Annotated in this window: 14 protein-coding genes; 11 read left to right on the plus strand and 3 right to left on the minus strand. The window is 71.8% G+C overall.

Annotation, left to right across the window (positions count from 1 at the left end):
• Positions 1-53: 53 nt before the first annotated feature.
• The 7 genes from JMJ56_RS00605 to JMJ56_RS00635 all read left to right on the plus strand — a co-directional run bounded on the left by JMJ56_RS00605 (position 54) and on the right by JMJ56_RS00635 (position 7,303).
• Positions 54-1,130: a trypsin-like peptidase domain-containing protein gene (locus JMJ56_RS00605; RefSeq protein ID WP_202829672.1), complete on the plus strand. Its 1,077-nt coding sequence runs from the start codon at positions 54-56 to the stop codon at positions 1,128-1,130.
• Between the two features lie 30 nt (positions 1,131-1,160).
• The gene (locus JMJ56_RS00610; protein ID WP_202829673.1) at positions 1,161-1,841 is read left to right on the plus strand and encodes a winged helix-turn-helix domain-containing protein; all 681 of its coding nucleotides are present in this window, start codon (positions 1,161-1,163) and stop codon (positions 1,839-1,841) included.
• A gap of 77 nt (positions 1,842-1,918) precedes the next feature.
• Entirely contained in the window at positions 1,919-3,307 is a 1,389-nt protein-coding gene (locus JMJ56_RS00615; RefSeq protein WP_236037369.1) for a sensor histidine kinase, read from the plus strand.
• 69 nt (positions 3,308-3,376) lie between these two features.
• Positions 3,377-3,646, plus strand: a complete 270-nt coding sequence (locus JMJ56_RS00620) for a hypothetical protein (RefSeq protein ID WP_202829674.1) — start codon at positions 3,377-3,379, stop codon at positions 3,644-3,646.
• Positions 3,647-3,692: 46 nt separating this feature from the next.
• Positions 3,693-5,582 carry an acyl-CoA dehydrogenase family protein gene (locus JMJ56_RS00625; RefSeq protein ID WP_202829675.1) on the plus strand — a complete coding sequence of 630 codons (1,890 nt, stop codon included), beginning with the start codon at positions 3,693-3,695 and terminating at the stop codon, positions 5,580-5,582.
• Entirely contained in the window at positions 5,575-6,366 is a 792-nt protein-coding gene (locus JMJ56_RS00630; protein ID WP_202829676.1) for an enoyl-CoA hydratase/isomerase family protein, read from the plus strand. Before JMJ56_RS00625 ends, JMJ56_RS00630 begins: the two co-directional genes overlap by 8 nt.
• Positions 6,367-6,442: 76 nt before the next feature.
• Entirely contained in the window at positions 6,443-7,303 is an 861-nt protein-coding gene (locus JMJ56_RS00635; protein WP_202829677.1) for a glucose 1-dehydrogenase, read from the plus strand.
• Positions 7,304-7,330: 27 nt separating this feature from the next.
• On the opposite strand, the gene JMJ56_RS00640 is transcribed toward JMJ56_RS00635, so the two are convergent.
• Positions 7,331-7,711, minus strand: a complete 381-nt coding sequence (locus JMJ56_RS00640; protein ID WP_202829678.1) for a helix-turn-helix domain-containing protein — start codon at positions 7,709-7,711, stop codon at positions 7,331-7,333.
• A 282-nt stretch (positions 7,712-7,993) separates the two neighbouring features.
• Here JMJ56_RS00640 and JMJ56_RS00645 point away from each other — a divergent pair, with 282 nt between their 5' ends.
• Together JMJ56_RS00645 and JMJ56_RS00650 are read left to right on the plus strand one after the other, a co-directional pair.
• Positions 7,994-8,779: a class II aldolase/adducin family protein gene (locus tag JMJ56_RS00645; protein ID WP_202829679.1), complete on the plus strand. Its 786-nt coding sequence runs from the start codon at positions 7,994-7,996 to the stop codon at positions 8,777-8,779.
• Positions 8,779-9,744 carry a D-2-hydroxyacid dehydrogenase gene (locus JMJ56_RS00650; protein ID WP_202829680.1) on the plus strand — a complete coding sequence of 322 codons (966 nt, stop codon included), beginning with the start codon at positions 8,779-8,781 and terminating at the stop codon, positions 9,742-9,744. The genes JMJ56_RS00645 and JMJ56_RS00650 overlap by 1 nt, the downstream gene beginning before the upstream one ends.
• A 6-nt stretch (positions 9,745-9,750) precedes the next feature.
• Here JMJ56_RS00650 and JMJ56_RS00655 read toward each other — a convergent pair whose 3' ends face one another.
• Together JMJ56_RS00655 and JMJ56_RS00660 are read right to left on the minus strand one after the other, a co-directional pair.
• Complete coding sequence (locus JMJ56_RS00655; protein WP_202829681.1) at positions 9,751-11,145, minus strand: amidase; 1,395 nt, start codon at positions 11,143-11,145, stop codon at positions 9,751-9,753.
• Positions 11,142-11,333 (minus strand): hypothetical protein, encoded by a 192-nt coding sequence (locus JMJ56_RS00660; RefSeq protein ID WP_202829682.1) that lies wholly within the window; start codon positions 11,331-11,333, stop codon positions 11,142-11,144. Before JMJ56_RS00660 ends, JMJ56_RS00655 begins: the two co-directional genes overlap by 4 nt.
• A 274-nt stretch (positions 11,334-11,607) precedes the next feature.
• Here JMJ56_RS00660 and JMJ56_RS00665 point away from each other — a divergent pair, with 274 nt between their 5' ends.
• Complete coding sequence (locus JMJ56_RS00665; RefSeq protein ID WP_202829683.1) at positions 11,608-12,807, plus strand: CaiB/BaiF CoA transferase family protein; 1,200 nt, start codon at positions 11,608-11,610, stop codon at positions 12,805-12,807.
• Positions 12,804-13,700, plus strand: coding sequence for a hydroxymethylglutaryl-CoA lyase (locus tag JMJ56_RS00670; RefSeq protein ID WP_202829684.1), 897 nt, complete (start codon positions 12,804-12,806; stop codon positions 13,698-13,700). The genes JMJ56_RS00665 and JMJ56_RS00670 overlap by 4 nt, the downstream gene beginning before the upstream one ends.
• Positions 13,701-13,708 lie beyond the last annotated feature (8 nt).

Below are 13,708 nucleotides of genomic sequence, written 5' to 3' on the forward strand. Positions count from 1 at the left end.
GTTGGGTCGACCGAGTACCGCCACGCCCTTCCCACGAGGATCGCGCCCCCCTGATGTCAGCCACCTTGCCGCGCCGCCACGCCGGCCTCGCCTTCGCCGCCCTGCTGACCGGCTGCACCACCAAGCCTTGGCCGGCCAGCGCCCAGCGCGGCCTGCTGCCCGATTTCGCCGATCTCGCCGAGCGCGTCCTCCCCGCCGTGGTCAATATCGCCGTCACCGGCGAGACCACCGTCGCCCAGCTGCCGCCCGAGCTGCGCGGCACTCCGCTCGAGCGCTATTTCCGCGACCGCCTGCGCAACCGGCGGCAGGAGGTCTCGGGCGCCGGCTCCGGCTTCATCATCGAGCCGGTCGGCTTCATCGTCACCAACAACCACGTCATCGGCAGTGCCAGCCGCGTCGTCGTCGCCCTGCAGGACGGCACGGAGCTGACCGCACGCATCGTCGGCTCCGACGAACTGACCGATCTCGCCCTGCTGAAGGTCGAGGTGCCACACAGCCTCGCCGCCGTGTCCTGGGGAAGCTCCGGGACGACGCGGGTCGGCTCCTGGGTGCTGGCCGCGGGCAATCCCTTCGGCCTCGGCGGCACCGTCACCTCGGGCATCGTCTCGGCGCGCGGGCGGGAGATCGGCGCCGGGCCCTTCGACGACTTCATCCAGACCGATGCCGCCATCAATCCGGGCAATTCCGGCGGCCCGCTGTTCAACGCCCAGGGCGAGGTGATCGGCATCAACACGGCGATCTACTCACCCTCCGGCGCCTCCGCCGGCATCGGCTTCGCAACGCCATCCGACCTCGCCCGGCCGGTGATCGAGCAGCTCCGCCGCGATGGGCGGGTGGAGCGCGGCTGGCTCGGCGTCTCGGTGCAGGACCTGGTGCCGGAGGATGGCCGCCCCGCCCGCCGCGGCGTGCTCATCGCCGGGGTCGAGCGCACCAGCCCGGCCGGCCGCGCCGGGCTGCGCCAGGGCGATATCGTCGTCGCCATCAATGGCGACCGGGTCGAGACGTCGCGCGCCCTGGTCCGCACCGTCGCCGCCGTGCCGCCCGGCCAGACCGTCCGCCTCAGCGTGCTGCGCGAGGGGCGGGAGCGCGAGCTGCCCGTCCAGGTTGGCCGCCGCCCGGGTCAGGGGTAACATACCGCATCTACAAGGACACCCGCCGCCATGCGCATTCTGCTGGTCGAGGACGATGCCGAGGTCGCCCGCTTCGTGAAGAAGGGGCTGCAGGAGGCCGGCCATACCGTCGAGCACGCGACGAACGGGCGCGACGGGCTTTTCCTCGCCGCCTCCGAGCAATTCGACATGCTCGTGCTCGACCGCATGCTGCCCGGCGGCGTCGACGGCGTGCGGCTGGTCGAGACGCTGCGCAGCCAGGGCAACCGCACCCCCGTGCTCTTCCTTTCCGCCCTCTCGGCGGTCGATGAGAAGGTGAAGGGGCTGAAGGCCGGCGGTGACGACTACCTGACCAAGCCCTTCGCCTTCGCCGAACTCCTGGCTCGGGTCGAGGCACTGGGCCGCCGCCCCTCGGTCGATGCGCCGGCCACCAAGCTCCGCGTCGCCGACTTGGAGCTCGACCTGCTCTCCCGCACGGTGATGCGTGCGAGCAAGCGCATCGACGTGCAGCCGCGCGAATTCCGCCTGCTGGAGCACCTGATGCGCCATGCCGGCCAGGTGGTGACGCGCACCATGCTGCTCGAGAAGGTCTGGGACTACCATTTCGACCCGCAGACCAACGTCATCGACGTGCATGTCTCGCGGCTGCGCCAGAAGCTCGACAAGGGCTTCGACAAGCCGCTGATCCATACGGTGCGCAACGCCGGCTACATGATCCGGGCCGAACCCTGAAGCAGGCCGCCAATCGCCGCGGCGACCAGGCGCTGTCCCCGGGGCTCGCCCCAAGCCTAGCCCTCGGGCCGCCACGGTTGCTGCGCAGCGCCGGCTTCCGCTTCGCGCTGCTCTTCGCGGCAATGTTCGCCTCCGCCGCCATCGCCCTCGTCGCCGTGCTCTGGTGGGCGACGGCGGGAGCGCTCGACCGGCAGACCGATGCCGCCGTGCGCGCCGACGCCATCGCGCTGGCGGAACGCTGGCGCGAGGCGGGCGCCACCGGCCTTGCCGAGGCGATCGAGGAGCGGCTCGCCGTCGATGTGGAGAACGAGTCGATCTACCTGCTGATGGAGGCGGAGGGCACCCGCCGCCTCGCCGGCAATCTCGACCGCTGGCCGAACGCCCCTCCCGGCGAGGGGTCCTGGTTCCGCACTCGCGTCCTGCATGACGGCATCGCCGCCGAGGCACGCTTGCACCGCCTCGAGCTGCCCGGCCTCCGCCTCATCGTCGGCCGCGACGAGTCGGAGCGCGAGCAGCTCCGCCGCCTGCTGACCGAGGGGGTGTTCTGGGCTTCCGGTGCGGTGGTGCTCTTCGCCCTGCTCGGTGCTTGGCTGCTGCGCCATGCCTTGCAGGCGCGGATGAGCCCGGTCTTCGCCACCACGGCGGCAATCGCCGGCGGCGACCTCTCCTCCCGGGTCGCCCTCTCCGGCCGCGCTGACGAATTCGACCGGCTGGCGCAGACGCTGAACATCATGCTGGAGCGAATCGTGACCCTGATGGAGGGCGTGCGCGGCGTCTCGGATGCCATCGCCCACGACCTCCGCACGCCGATCGCCCGCGCCCGCGCCAAACTCGAGGATGCGCTCTCCGAGGCGCCGGAGGGGGCCCGGCCCGGCGTCCCGCCGGACGAGGCGACGCTCCGCGCCGCCATCGAGCAGGGCATCGCCGATCTCGACGGCATCAGCCGCATCTTCCAGGCCCTGCTGCGCATCGCGGAGGCCGAGGCGGGCGCCCGCCGCGCCGCCTTCGCCCCCTTCGACCTCGTCCCCGTCCTGGCCGATGCCGCCGAGATATACGAGGTTGCCGCCGAGGCGCGGGGCCAGCAACTTGCCACGGAGCTGCCGGAGCGGCTCGACCTCGTCGGCGACCGCGACCTGTTGTTGCAGGCGGTCGCCAACCTGCTCGACAACGCCATCAAATTCACCCCGCTCGGCGGCACGGTGCGCGTGATCGCCCGCGCCCTGCCGACGGCGGTCGAGGTCGCGGTCTGCGACGACGGCCCCGGCCTCTCGCCCGGGGACCGCGCCCATGCGGGCGAACGCTTCTTCCGCGCCGACAAGGCCCGCGCGACGCCCGGCTCCGGCCTCGGCCTATCCCTGGTTCAGGCGGTCGTTCACCTGCATGCCGGCGAGTTGCGGCTCGAGGATGCCGCCCCTGGCCGCGTGCCGCCCGGGCTCCGCGTCGTGCTGCGCCTGCCGAAGCCCTGATCCGCCATGACCGAAGCGTCATCCCCTGCCCATCACCGGATGAGGCGGCCTTCCGCATTGTGGCAAGCCATGCAAAGTCTCGTCACGCCTCCTGCGCTGCTCCTGGTCCTGGCGATGTCCGCCTCGGCCGAGCCGGGCCCGCGCGTGACCACCGACACCGTCGAGTATTGCGGCAGCCTCGCCGCCCGCCTGGCCGGCATGCCCGCCGCCGCGCAGGAACCCTCGCGCAGGCTTGCCGCCGAAGGCATGCGGCTCTGCGGCAACGGCCATGTGCGGGTCGGCATCGCCAAGCTGCGCCGCGCCGTCCGCGCCGCGCAGGCCAACACCTCGGATCGATAAGGCCGCCCGGCTCGGGTAACCTCTGCGCCATGGCGGAGGTGCAAGGATGAGGCAGGCCGAGGCGGCGGGACTGCGGCGTGAACTGCGCAGCTTCCTCTCAGCCGCGATCGCCGCGGGCGAGTACGACCCGGCGGCCGGCAGCTTCGGGCCGGCCGATCCCGGCTTCGCTGCCCGGCTGGGCGCGCGGGGCTGGCTTGGCATCTGCTGGCCGCGTGCCCTCGGCGGCCAGGAGGGCAGTGCCCTCGACCGCCATGTCATCGCCGAGGAGCTGATCGCCCATGGTGCCCCGTTGCGGGCAAGCTGGGTCGCGGAATGGCTCGCGGGCCCGCTCCTGCTCGCCGCCGGCACGCCGGAGCAGCAGCGGGAGCTGCTGCCCCGCTTCGCCGCCGGGCGCCTCTCCGCCTGCATCGGCCTGACCGAAGCCGCCCTGCCCGGCAGCGGCGCGCCGCGCTGCCTTGCGCGGCCGGACCGCGGCGGCTGGCGCCTCGGCGGCCGTTGCCAGATGATCGGCGACCCGCTCGGCCGGCTGATCCTGCTCGCCCGCACCGGCGATGACGGGGGGGCCGGCCTCAGCCTCTTCCTCGTCGACCTGGCGCTGCCCGGCATCGCCCCGCTCGGTGCCGGCCGGCTTGCCTTCGACGGAGTTTTCCTCGCCGGGGACCGGCTGCTCGGGCCGCCCGAGGCAGGGCTGGCGATCTGGCAGGAGGTTGCCGGCATCGCCCGTGGTGCGCCCGGTGGTTGGCTCCGCCACCTGCCGCTGCTGGCCGTGCTCGCCGCCGCCGACGGCCCGCCGGAGGCGGAGCCGGTGCTCGGGCGCCTCCTTGCCGGCTGCGCCACCATGCAGGCGATTGGCCTGGCCCGTGCCGGCCGCGCAGCGCCCCGCCTCGCCGCCCTGGCCGCGGCGGAGGCGGAGGCCATCCCCGCCGCCCTCTATCGCCTGCTGCCCGGTGAAGCCCGCCCCGCCCCAGCCGAGCCGCAGCCCGTCCTGCCGCCTGTTCCCGGCCTTCGCCGTCCCGCCCGCCCTCCGCACCCGCTCGCCGCCGAGACGGCCCGGCTGCTCGACGGACGCCTCTCCTCCGCCTTCGACCCCCATCTCTGGGCAGCGCTGGAGGAGGGGCCCGTGCTCCGTGCGGCCCTGCCGCCGGAACTCGGTGGGGACGGCGAAGGGTTGCCCGGCCTGCTCGCCATCGCCGAGGCGGCCGGCGCCGCCGGGGCGCCGCTGCCTATCGCCGAGACGCTGCTCGGCCATCACGCCCTGGCCCTCGCGGGGCTCGCCCCGCCCATCGGGCCGCTGACCTTCGGCCCGGTTCTGCCCGACGACTCGCCCGGCTTCGGGCAGGGCCTGCTCGCCGGCCGGCTGCATCGCCTGCCCTGGGCCCGCCATGCCAGCACCGCCGTCATCGTGCTGGAGGGGCGACGCACCGTGCTCGCCGGCCGCCCCGCCATCGGCGACGAGGGCCGCAACGGCGCCGGCGAGCCGCGCGACCTCGTGCTGCTGGAGGAGATGCCCGTCCTCGCCGCCGGCGAGCCCGGCATGGGGTTAAACCCTGGGGGGCTGCGCGCGCTCGGCACCCTGTTCCGCGCCGCCGCCATGCTCGGCGCGACGGGCCGCCTGGCCGGCCATCGCCGCAGCCCGGCGCTGGCGGCCGCGGCGCGCTTCGCCCTGCGCCGGGCCGCGTGGGCGCCGGGCCGCTTCGCCATTGCCTGCGCCCGCCTCCGCGTCCACGCCGCGGCCGAGGATGCCCTTGCCATCCCCGGGCAGGATCCGGCGCTCGTCCGCCGCATCGCAGCATGGTCGGGCGAATTCGGTACGGAATCAGAATGGGCGAGCTGGCTTGGCCGCCGCGCCCGCCGTGCCGGCGCCGCCGGGCTGTGGCCCCTCATCGCCGATCCGGGCAGGATGCCGGACCAGACGGAGGAAACGGACGATGAGTGAACTGCTCTTCGAGAAGGCTGGCGGCATCGCCACCATTACCCTGAACCGGCCCGACAGCGGCAACGCCTTCACCACCGAGATGCTGGCGCAATGGGAACAGGCGCTGCGCGAATGCATCCATGACGACGCCATCCGCTGCGTGGTGCTGACCGGCGCCGGCCGCATCTTCTGCTCCGGCGGCGACGTGAAGCGCATGGCGGCGAACACCGCCGGCGGCCAGCAGCCCTGGGATCGCGCCAAGTACCTCACCGACCATGTCCACCGCATCCCGCTGACGCTGATGGAGCTGGACAAGCCCTACCTCGTCGCCGTCAACGGCGCAGCGACCGGGGCGGGCATGGACATGGCGCTGATGGGCGACCTCCGCTTCGCCGCCGAGAGCGCGCGCTTCGCCGAGACCTACATCAAGGTCGGCTTCGTCGCCGGCGACGGCGGCGCCTGGATGCTGCCGCGGCTGGTCGGCCTGCCGCGCGCGCTGGAGATGCTCTGGCTCGGCGACTTCGTCTCCGCCGCCGAGGCCGAGCGCATCGGCCTGGTCAACAGGACGGTGCCCGACGACCAGCTCATGGCGCATACCTATTCCGTCGCCGAGCGCCTGGCTTCGGGCCCCACGGTCGGCATCCGGCTGATGAAGCGCATGGTAATGCAAGGGCTCACCAGCAGCTTCCGGGACGGTCTCGCCTTCGCCGCCAGCTGCGTCGGCGTCGTCAGCGCGACCGAGGACCACCGCGAGGCCACCGCCGCCTTCGCCGAGAAGCGCAAACCCGTCTTCCGCGGGAAATAACCGCCCCTCGTTCCGCGGCATCGCCCGAACCATCCGCACGTCCCGCGTTGGCCCTCCATACGAGGAGGACCAGCGCATGCCCAATGACCATCGCCCGCCGCTGCCTGAGCAGCACCAGGACCAGGTGCCCGGCCGCGATGCTCCGATGGACCCGCCGCCCGATTACGGCGAGGCCAGCTATCGCGGCTCCGGCCGTCTTGCGGGCAAGGCGGCGATCATCACCGGCGGCGACAGCGGCATCGGCCGCGCCGTGGCCCTCGCCTTCGCGCGCGAGGGCGCCGATGTCGCAGTCGCCTACCTGAACGAGGAAGAGGATGCGCGCGAATCCGCCCGCCTCGTCGAGTCCGCCGGCCGTCGCGCCGTGCTCATCGGCGGTGACATCGCCGACCCGGCCGTCTGCCGCCGCATCGTCGAGGAGACTGCCAAGGCCTTCGGCAAGATCGACGTGCTGGTCAACAACGCCGCCTACCAGATGACGCGCGGATCCCTCGACGAGATCAGCGACGAGGAGTGGGACTACACCTTCGACGTCAACATAAACGCGATGTTCCGTATCACCCGGGCGGCGCTGCCGCACATGAAGGCGGGTGCCGCCATCATCAACACCGTTTCGGTGAATGCCGATACGCCGAAGCCGAAGCTCATCCCCTATTCGGCAACCAAGGCGGCGATCCAGAATTTCACCGGCAGCCTCGCGCAGCTTCTGGCCGAGCGGGGGATCCGCGCCAATTGCGTCGCCCCCGGCCCGATCTGGACGCCGCTGATCCCCGCCACAATGCCGGTCGAGCAGGTGAAGAGCTTTGGCTCCGAAGTGCCGATCGGACGCCCGGGCCAGCCGGCCGAACTCGCGCCCGTCTACGTCATGCTGGCCTCGGACGAGGCGAGCTATGTCTCGGGCGCGACGGTCGCTGTCACCGGCGGCAAGCCGATCCTTTGAGGGGGCGGTAGTCGAGGATCAGGCGGTTCAGTTCCCCGCCAGCGGCAGCGCCGGCTTCTCCCGGCGCTGCCGGTCGGCCAGGGCCAGGGCCCGTGCCGTCTCGATCAGCGCCTGCCGGACCGAAGGGTCGCCGATGGCGGTGAAGGCCTGGACCAGGCTCATCACGCCGTGGCCGGCGAGATGGGTGAGGGCATGCCGCCCGGCCTGGCCCAGCAATCCTTCGACCGAGGTGTTGCAAAGCGCCGCCCAGACCGGCAGCCGGTCGGCGCAGAGGCGGTTCTGCCCGCGTTCGTATTTCAGCACCTGCTGCGGGCTGACGCCGAGTGCCACGCCCATCTGCGCCAGGGTCACGCCGGCATCGAGGCGAGCCTGCTTCAGCCGATGGTGAATCGGCTCGGCGTTCCGCATGGTCGTCGGTGCTTCCCCCTCCTGCGGAAGGAGAGGGGCCGGCCTCGAGGTAATCCGCGGCATGGCGCATGCAACCATTAGATTATTATCAAACTTAGGCTTCTTTGCTTTGGTTGAGAAGACGCAAGCCCTCCCCTTCATTGCAAAATCACACCAATCTGACACGGATTTGCACGGTGTCAGAACAGGTCAGGTTCCATCCATCGCACAGGGCCGCCGCTGCTGGACAAAGCCGCGGATCGGGTGCGGGATACTTGCCGCGTCCAGGAAAGGAAGAGAGCGATGCTCGACGGCACCGAATACCGTATCCCCTCGCTGCGCCATAAGGTGAGCCCGGAGGAATGGCAGGCCCGCATCGACCTCGCCGCCTGCTACCGGCTGGTCGACCTCTACCACATGAGCGACTTGATCGCGAACCACGTCTCCGTCCGCGTCCCGGGGGAGGATGCCTTCCTCATCAATGCCTATGGCCTGCTCTACGAGGAGATCACGGCCTCCTCGCTGATGAAGGTCGACTATGACGGCAACATCCTGCTGAAGCCGGACTTTCCCGACCAGGATTACGGCGTGAACCGCGCCGGCTTCGTCATCCACTCGGCAGTCCACAAGGCGCGGCACGACCTGGCCTGCGTCGCGCATACCCATACCTGGGCCGGCATGGCGGTCTCGACCCTCGAATGCGGGCTGCTGCCGAACACCCAGACCAGCATGCGCTTCGCCAAGATCAGCTACCATGACTTCAACGGCGTGGTGCTCGACCTGTCCGAGCAGGAGCGGCTGGTGCGCGACCTCGGCGACAACAACGCCATGATTCTGCGCAACCACGGCCTGCTGACCGTCGGCACCACCATCCCGGAGGCCTTCAACGCCCTTCATCGCCTCGAGCTGTCCTGCAAGACGCAGATCGCGGCGATGTCCTGCAACACGCCGATGGTCAAGGTCGGCGACGACATCGTCGAGAAGACCTACATGAACTACCAGCCGCAGGTCCGCCGGCCCTTCGGCCTGCTCGACTGGCCGGCCCTGCTGCGGAAGCTCGACCGCATCGACCCCAGCTACCGGACCTGATGCGCATCCTGCTCTCGGACGTCGCCGAGGCCCGGCACGGTGCGCGCATCCGCGCCGCCGTGCCGGGCATGGCGCTGGTGCCCGTCGCGCCCGAAGGTCCCTTGCCCGATACCGCGGGCATCGGGATGGCCTTCATCTCCCGCGACCTCTTCCTCGGCGGCACCCGCTTCCGCCTCACCGCGCGCTTCCAGCGCTTCGTCGACCTGGTCCTCGCCGCGCCCGACCTGAAGCGCGTGCAGACCTTCTCCGCCGGCACCGACATGGCGCCCTACCAAGCGATGCGCGCCCGGGGGATCGAGGTGGTCGGCGCCAGCGGCGCCAGCGCCCCGGCCGTGGCGCAGGCCGCCATCGCCGGCCTACTCGCGCTCGCCCGCCGCCTGCCGCAGGTGATGGAGGCCCAAGCCCGCCACGCCTGGGAGCCGATCTACGGCGAGGGCGAGCCGCCGGACCTCGCCAGCCAGACCGCGCTCATCATCGGCACCGGGCCGATCGGGCAGGAGATCGCCCGCCTCGCCGCCGCCTTCGGCCTGCGCCCCATCGGCATACGGCGCGATGGCGCCGCGCCGCCGCCGCCGCATTTCACCGAGACCTATCCCTACGCCGACCTGCCGCGGCTCCTGCCGTGCGCCGACTGGCTGATCCTCGCCTGCCCGCTGACCGAGACGACCCGGAACCTGATCGACGCCGCGGCCCTGGCCCGGCTCCCGGCCGGCAGCGGGCTGGTGAACGTCTCCCGTGGCGGCGTGGTGGATGAGGGGGCACTGCTCGCCGCCCTGCGGTCGGGCCACCTGTCGGGCGCCTTCCTCGACGTCTTCACCGAGGAGCCCCTGCCGGCCGGGAGCCCGTTCTGGGACCTCTCCAACGTCATCGTCTCGCCGCACAGCGCGGCGGCCGGGGAGGGGCTGGCCGAGCGCGTGGCCGAGATCTTCTGCGGCAATCTCCGCGGCTGGACCGGCGCCGGCTGACGGGCCCTAGATCGCCGGCGCCATGTCCTTCCACGGGGCGGCGCGCTCATAGGCGGCGGCGGCGCGATAGAGCAGGGCTTCCCGGAAGCTCGGGGCGACGAGCTGCAGGCCGAGGGGAAGGCCCGCCTCGCGGCTCAGGCCGCACATCACGCTGATCGCCGGGTGGCCGGTGACGTTGAAAGGGGTGCGGGCCTGGCGGGGGTAAGTGCGCTCCACCTCCGCGGCGTCGTCGATGCGGCAGGCTGGATCCATGGAACTGGCGCAGAGCAGCAGGTCCATCTCGGCGAAGGCGGCCTCCACGGCGGCGACGAGCTCGCGGCGGCGGCGCTGGGCCTGCACGTAGTCGGCGCCGGTGACGAACATCCCTGGCAGCAGCCGGCGGCGGGTGATGTGGGCATAGTCGCCGGGACGCTCGCGCAGCCAGGCTTCGTGGATGGCGGTCGCCTCGGGCAGCATGATGGTGCGGTTGACGCCGGCGAATTCGCCGAGCGGCGGCAGGATCGCCGTCGTCACCCGGGCGCCCTCGGCGGCGAGAAGCACGGCAGCGGCCTCGAGGGCGGCGGCCATCTCGGGCGTCGCCGGCTGGTCGTGCTCGTGGAAATGGCGGACGAAGCCGATCCTCAGGCCTTTCAGTCCGAGGTGGAGGTCGCGGGTGAAGTCCTCGGCCGGATGCTGGGCGCTGCCGGGGTCGGCGGGGTCGTGGCCGGCGATGGCGTTCAGCAGCAAGGCGTTGTCGCGCACCGTGCGGGTCATCGGCCCGACATGGTCGAGCGTGAAGGAGAGCGGGAAGACACCGCGGCGGGAGACGAGGCCATAGGTCGGCTTCAGCCCGACGAGTCCGCAATGGCTGGCCGGATGGCGGACCGAACCACCGGTATCGGTGCCGAGTGCCGCCGGCAGCATCCGCGCAGCGACCGCGGAGCCGGAGCCGGAGGAGGAGCCGCCCGGATGATGCGCCGTGTTCCAGGGATTGCGGGCGGGTGGGAAGGGCAGGTCGAAGGCCGGGCCGCCGATGGCGAATTCATGCGTTGCCAGCTTGACCGGGAAGAGGGCGCCGGCGGCCCGCAGGCGGGCCGTCGCATGGGCGTCCTCCGCCGCGATACGGTCGAGCTGCAGCTTCGAATGGCAGGTCGTCGCGTGGCCGGCGAGGTCGATTATGTCCTTCAACCCGACCGGAATGCCGTGCATTGGGCCGCGCGGGCCGTTGCGCGCGATCTCGGCCTCGGCGGCGCGGGCATCCCCCATCGCCTCCTCTGCGGCGAAGCGGACGATGGCGTTGAGGCGCGGCTCCGCCACGGCGATGCGGTCGAGGCAGGATTGCAGCAGCTCGACTGGCGAGAGGCGGCGGGCGGCGATGAGGGCGGCGGCCTCGGCCAGCGGCAGGGCGTGCGGCGCGGTCATGCGGCACCCTTGGGCTGCACCGGCGCGCGGTAGGGCGGGGTGGGCTCGGCGGCAGGGCTGGCGGGGCGGCTGAAGGCGTCCCGGAAACGGGCGGCGAGGGCGATCGCCTCCTCCACATCGGCGCGGTGATCCTGCCAGGCGCGGTCGAGGCCGGCGGCCTTCGCCAGGGTTTCGGCCCGATCCGCCATCCTGCGCCCCCTCTCGCTGCGGTGGGGATGGTGGCGCAAAAGAAGAGGGGGCGGAACCCTCGCAGGTGCCGCCCCCGAGTTTGCGCGCCGCCGGGAGGGGAGGACGCCTGCCTTCATTGGGGGGAAGGGTCAGTGCGTTGCGGCGCAAAAGACCATCTCTGGTCTGGGATGAGGATGCATCCGAAAGGATGAAGACATCGTTGTGGTTCTGGCCGCTTTTGTCGCCGCCGGGTGGGGTCTATGCAGGACAGGCAGCGCCAAGCAGGAGGAAGCAATGCCGTCGCCACAGGAAACGCCGCAGGGCCTGCCGCTCGCGGGCCTCAGGATCGTCGAGCTGGGGCACTACATCGCGGCGCCCTTCGCCACCCGGCTGCTGGCCGATCTTGGGGCCGAGGTCATCAAGGTGGAGCCGCCGGAGGGCGACCCGGTGCGCGGCTGGGGCTCCGCCGTCGAAGGCCATCCCGTCTGGTTCAGCGTGCATGGGCGGAACAAGCTCTCGGTCACGCTGGACCTGAAGAGCGAGGCGGACAAGGCGAAGCTCCGCCGGCTGGTGGCGCGGGCCGATGGGTTGGTCGAGAATTTCCGCCCCGGCCAGCTGGAGCGCTACGGCCTCGGGCCGGAGGCGCTGCATGCGGTGAACCCGCGCCTCGTCATCGCCCGCATCAGCGGCTACGGGCAGGATGGGCCCTACCGGGACAAGCCGGCCTTCGGGGCGATCGGCGAGGCGATGGGCGGCTTGCGGCACCTCACCGCCAATCCGGGGCAGACGGAGCTGCCGCCGCCGCGCTGCGGCGTCTCGATCAGCGACGACCTGGCAGGCATGTACGCGGCGATGGGGCTGGTTTCGGCCTGCTGGCAGGTGAAGGGCAACCCGGAGGCGCGCGGGCGCGTCATCGACGTGGACCTGGTCAGCAGCGTCTTCTCGCTGATGGAGGGCATGCTGCCGGAATACGGGCTGTTCGGCTGGGTGCGGCAGCCGCAGGGGGCGGCGATCAAGACGGCGGCGCCGACCAACACCTATCCCTGCGCCGATGGCAAATGGCTCTGCATCGCCGGCAATTCGGACCTTATCTTCCGCCGGCTGATGGCGGCGATCGGCCGGACCGAGGCGGCTACTGACCCGCGCTTCGCCACCAATGGGCTGCGCTGCGAGCATGTCGCCGAGCTGGACGCGATGATCGCCGACTGGACGCGGACCCTGCCCGCCACCGAGGCCGAGACGGTGCTGGAACGGGCCGAGGTGCCATGCTCCCGCCTCTACGACATGCGGGACTGCGTGGAGGACCCACACTTCCGCGCCCGCGCGCTGGTGATGCAGGTCGAGGACCCGCTGCTCGGGCCAGTGCTGCATCCGGCGGCGCCCTTTCGCTTCGACGGCGTCGCGCCGCGCGAGATGGTGCGCTGGACGGGACCGGCCGCGGGGGCGCACAACCGGCATGTCTTCGAAGAATTGCTGAAGGAGGGCGAGGGATGAACGGGGTCGCATTGTCGGAGGTCGCGCCGCGCGACGGACTGCAATCCATCGGGGCCTTCGTGCCGACGGAGACGAAGATCGGGCTGGTCCGCGCCTGCTACGAGGCAGGGTTGCGGCGGATGGAAGTGGGCAGCTTCGTCTCGCCCAAGGCTATCCCGCAGATGGCGGATACCGGCGCCGTGCTGCAGTTCGCCAAGCAGCTCGAAGGGCTGGAATGCACCGTGCTGGTGCCGAACCGGCGCGGCTTCGAGGCGGCAATGGCGGCGGGGGCCGACCGGCTCGGCCTGTTCATGTCGGTGACCGAGAGCCACAACAAGGCGAACCTGAACCGCAGCCGGGCGGAGAGCCTGGCCGACCTCTCGGCCATCGTGCGGGAGGCACCGAAGGGGACGCCGATCCGCTTCAACCTCTCCTGCGCCTTTCACTGTCCCTTCGAGGGGGTGGTGCCGGAGCAGGCGACGCTCGACCTGGTGGAGCAGGTGGTGGCTCTCGACCCGGAGATGGAGATCGCCATCTGCGACACCACGGGGAATGCGGCGCCGGACCAGGTGCGGCGAATCTTCGAGCGGGCCATTGCCGCCTGGGGCAAGCGCTTCGCCTTCCACGGGCATGACACCTACGGGATGGGCGTCGCCAATGTGGTCGCGGCCTATGAGGCGGGGGTGCGGGTGATGGACGCGGCCTCTGGCGGCATCGGCGGGTGCCCGTTCGCGCCGGGGGCGACGGGGAATGTGGCGATGGAGGACGTCGCCTGGATGTTCGGCCGGATGGGCATCGAGACGGGCGTCGCCTGGGACCGGCTGCTGGTCGCCGCGGACATGGCGGCTGCCGTGCCCGGCGCCATCCCCGGCGGTGCGATGCGCCGCGTCCCCGCCGTCCGCAGGGCGGCGTAACCCGGGGA

The sequence above is a fragment of the Belnapia arida genome (assembly GCF_016773205.1).
Lineage (GTDB): Bacteria > Pseudomonadota > Alphaproteobacteria > Acetobacterales > Acetobacteraceae > Belnapia > Belnapia arida.

Coding starts and splice junctions, on each gene's coding strand:
- JMJ56_RS00605 (WP_202829672.1), top strand. CDS start 54: ATGTCAGCCACCTTGCCGCGCCGCCACGCCGGCCTCGCCTTCGCCGCC.
- JMJ56_RS00610 (WP_202829673.1), top strand. CDS start 1,161: ATGCGCATTCTGCTGGTCGAGGACGATGCCGAGGTCGCCCGCTTCGTG.
- JMJ56_RS00620 (WP_202829674.1), top strand. CDS start 3,377: ATGCAAAGTCTCGTCACGCCTCCTGCGCTGCTCCTGGTCCTGGCGATG.
- JMJ56_RS00625 (WP_202829675.1), top strand. CDS start 3,693: ATGAGGCAGGCCGAGGCGGCGGGACTGCGGCGTGAACTGCGCAGCTTC.
- JMJ56_RS00630 (WP_202829676.1), top strand. CDS start 5,575: ATGAGTGAACTGCTCTTCGAGAAGGCTGGCGGCATCGCCACCATTACC.
- JMJ56_RS00635 (WP_202829677.1), top strand. CDS start 6,443: ATGCCCAATGACCATCGCCCGCCGCTGCCTGAGCAGCACCAGGACCAG.
- JMJ56_RS00640 (WP_202829678.1), bottom strand. CDS start 7,711: ATGCGGAACGCCGAGCCGATTCACCATCGGCTGAAGCAGGCTCGCCTC.
- JMJ56_RS00645 (WP_202829679.1), top strand. CDS start 7,994: ATGCTCGACGGCACCGAATACCGTATCCCCTCGCTGCGCCATAAGGTG.
- JMJ56_RS00650 (WP_202829680.1), top strand. CDS start 8,779: ATGCGCATCCTGCTCTCGGACGTCGCCGAGGCCCGGCACGGTGCGCGC.
- JMJ56_RS00655 (WP_202829681.1), bottom strand. CDS start 11,145: ATGACCGCGCCGCACGCCCTGCCGCTGGCCGAGGCCGCCGCCCTCATC.
- JMJ56_RS00660 (WP_202829682.1), bottom strand. CDS start 11,333: ATGGCGGATCGGGCCGAAACCCTGGCGAAGGCCGCCGGCCTCGACCGC.
- JMJ56_RS00665 (WP_202829683.1), top strand. CDS start 11,608: ATGCCGTCGCCACAGGAAACGCCGCAGGGCCTGCCGCTCGCGGGCCTC.
- JMJ56_RS00670 (WP_202829684.1), top strand. CDS start 12,804: ATGAACGGGGTCGCATTGTCGGAGGTCGCGCCGCGCGACGGACTGCAA.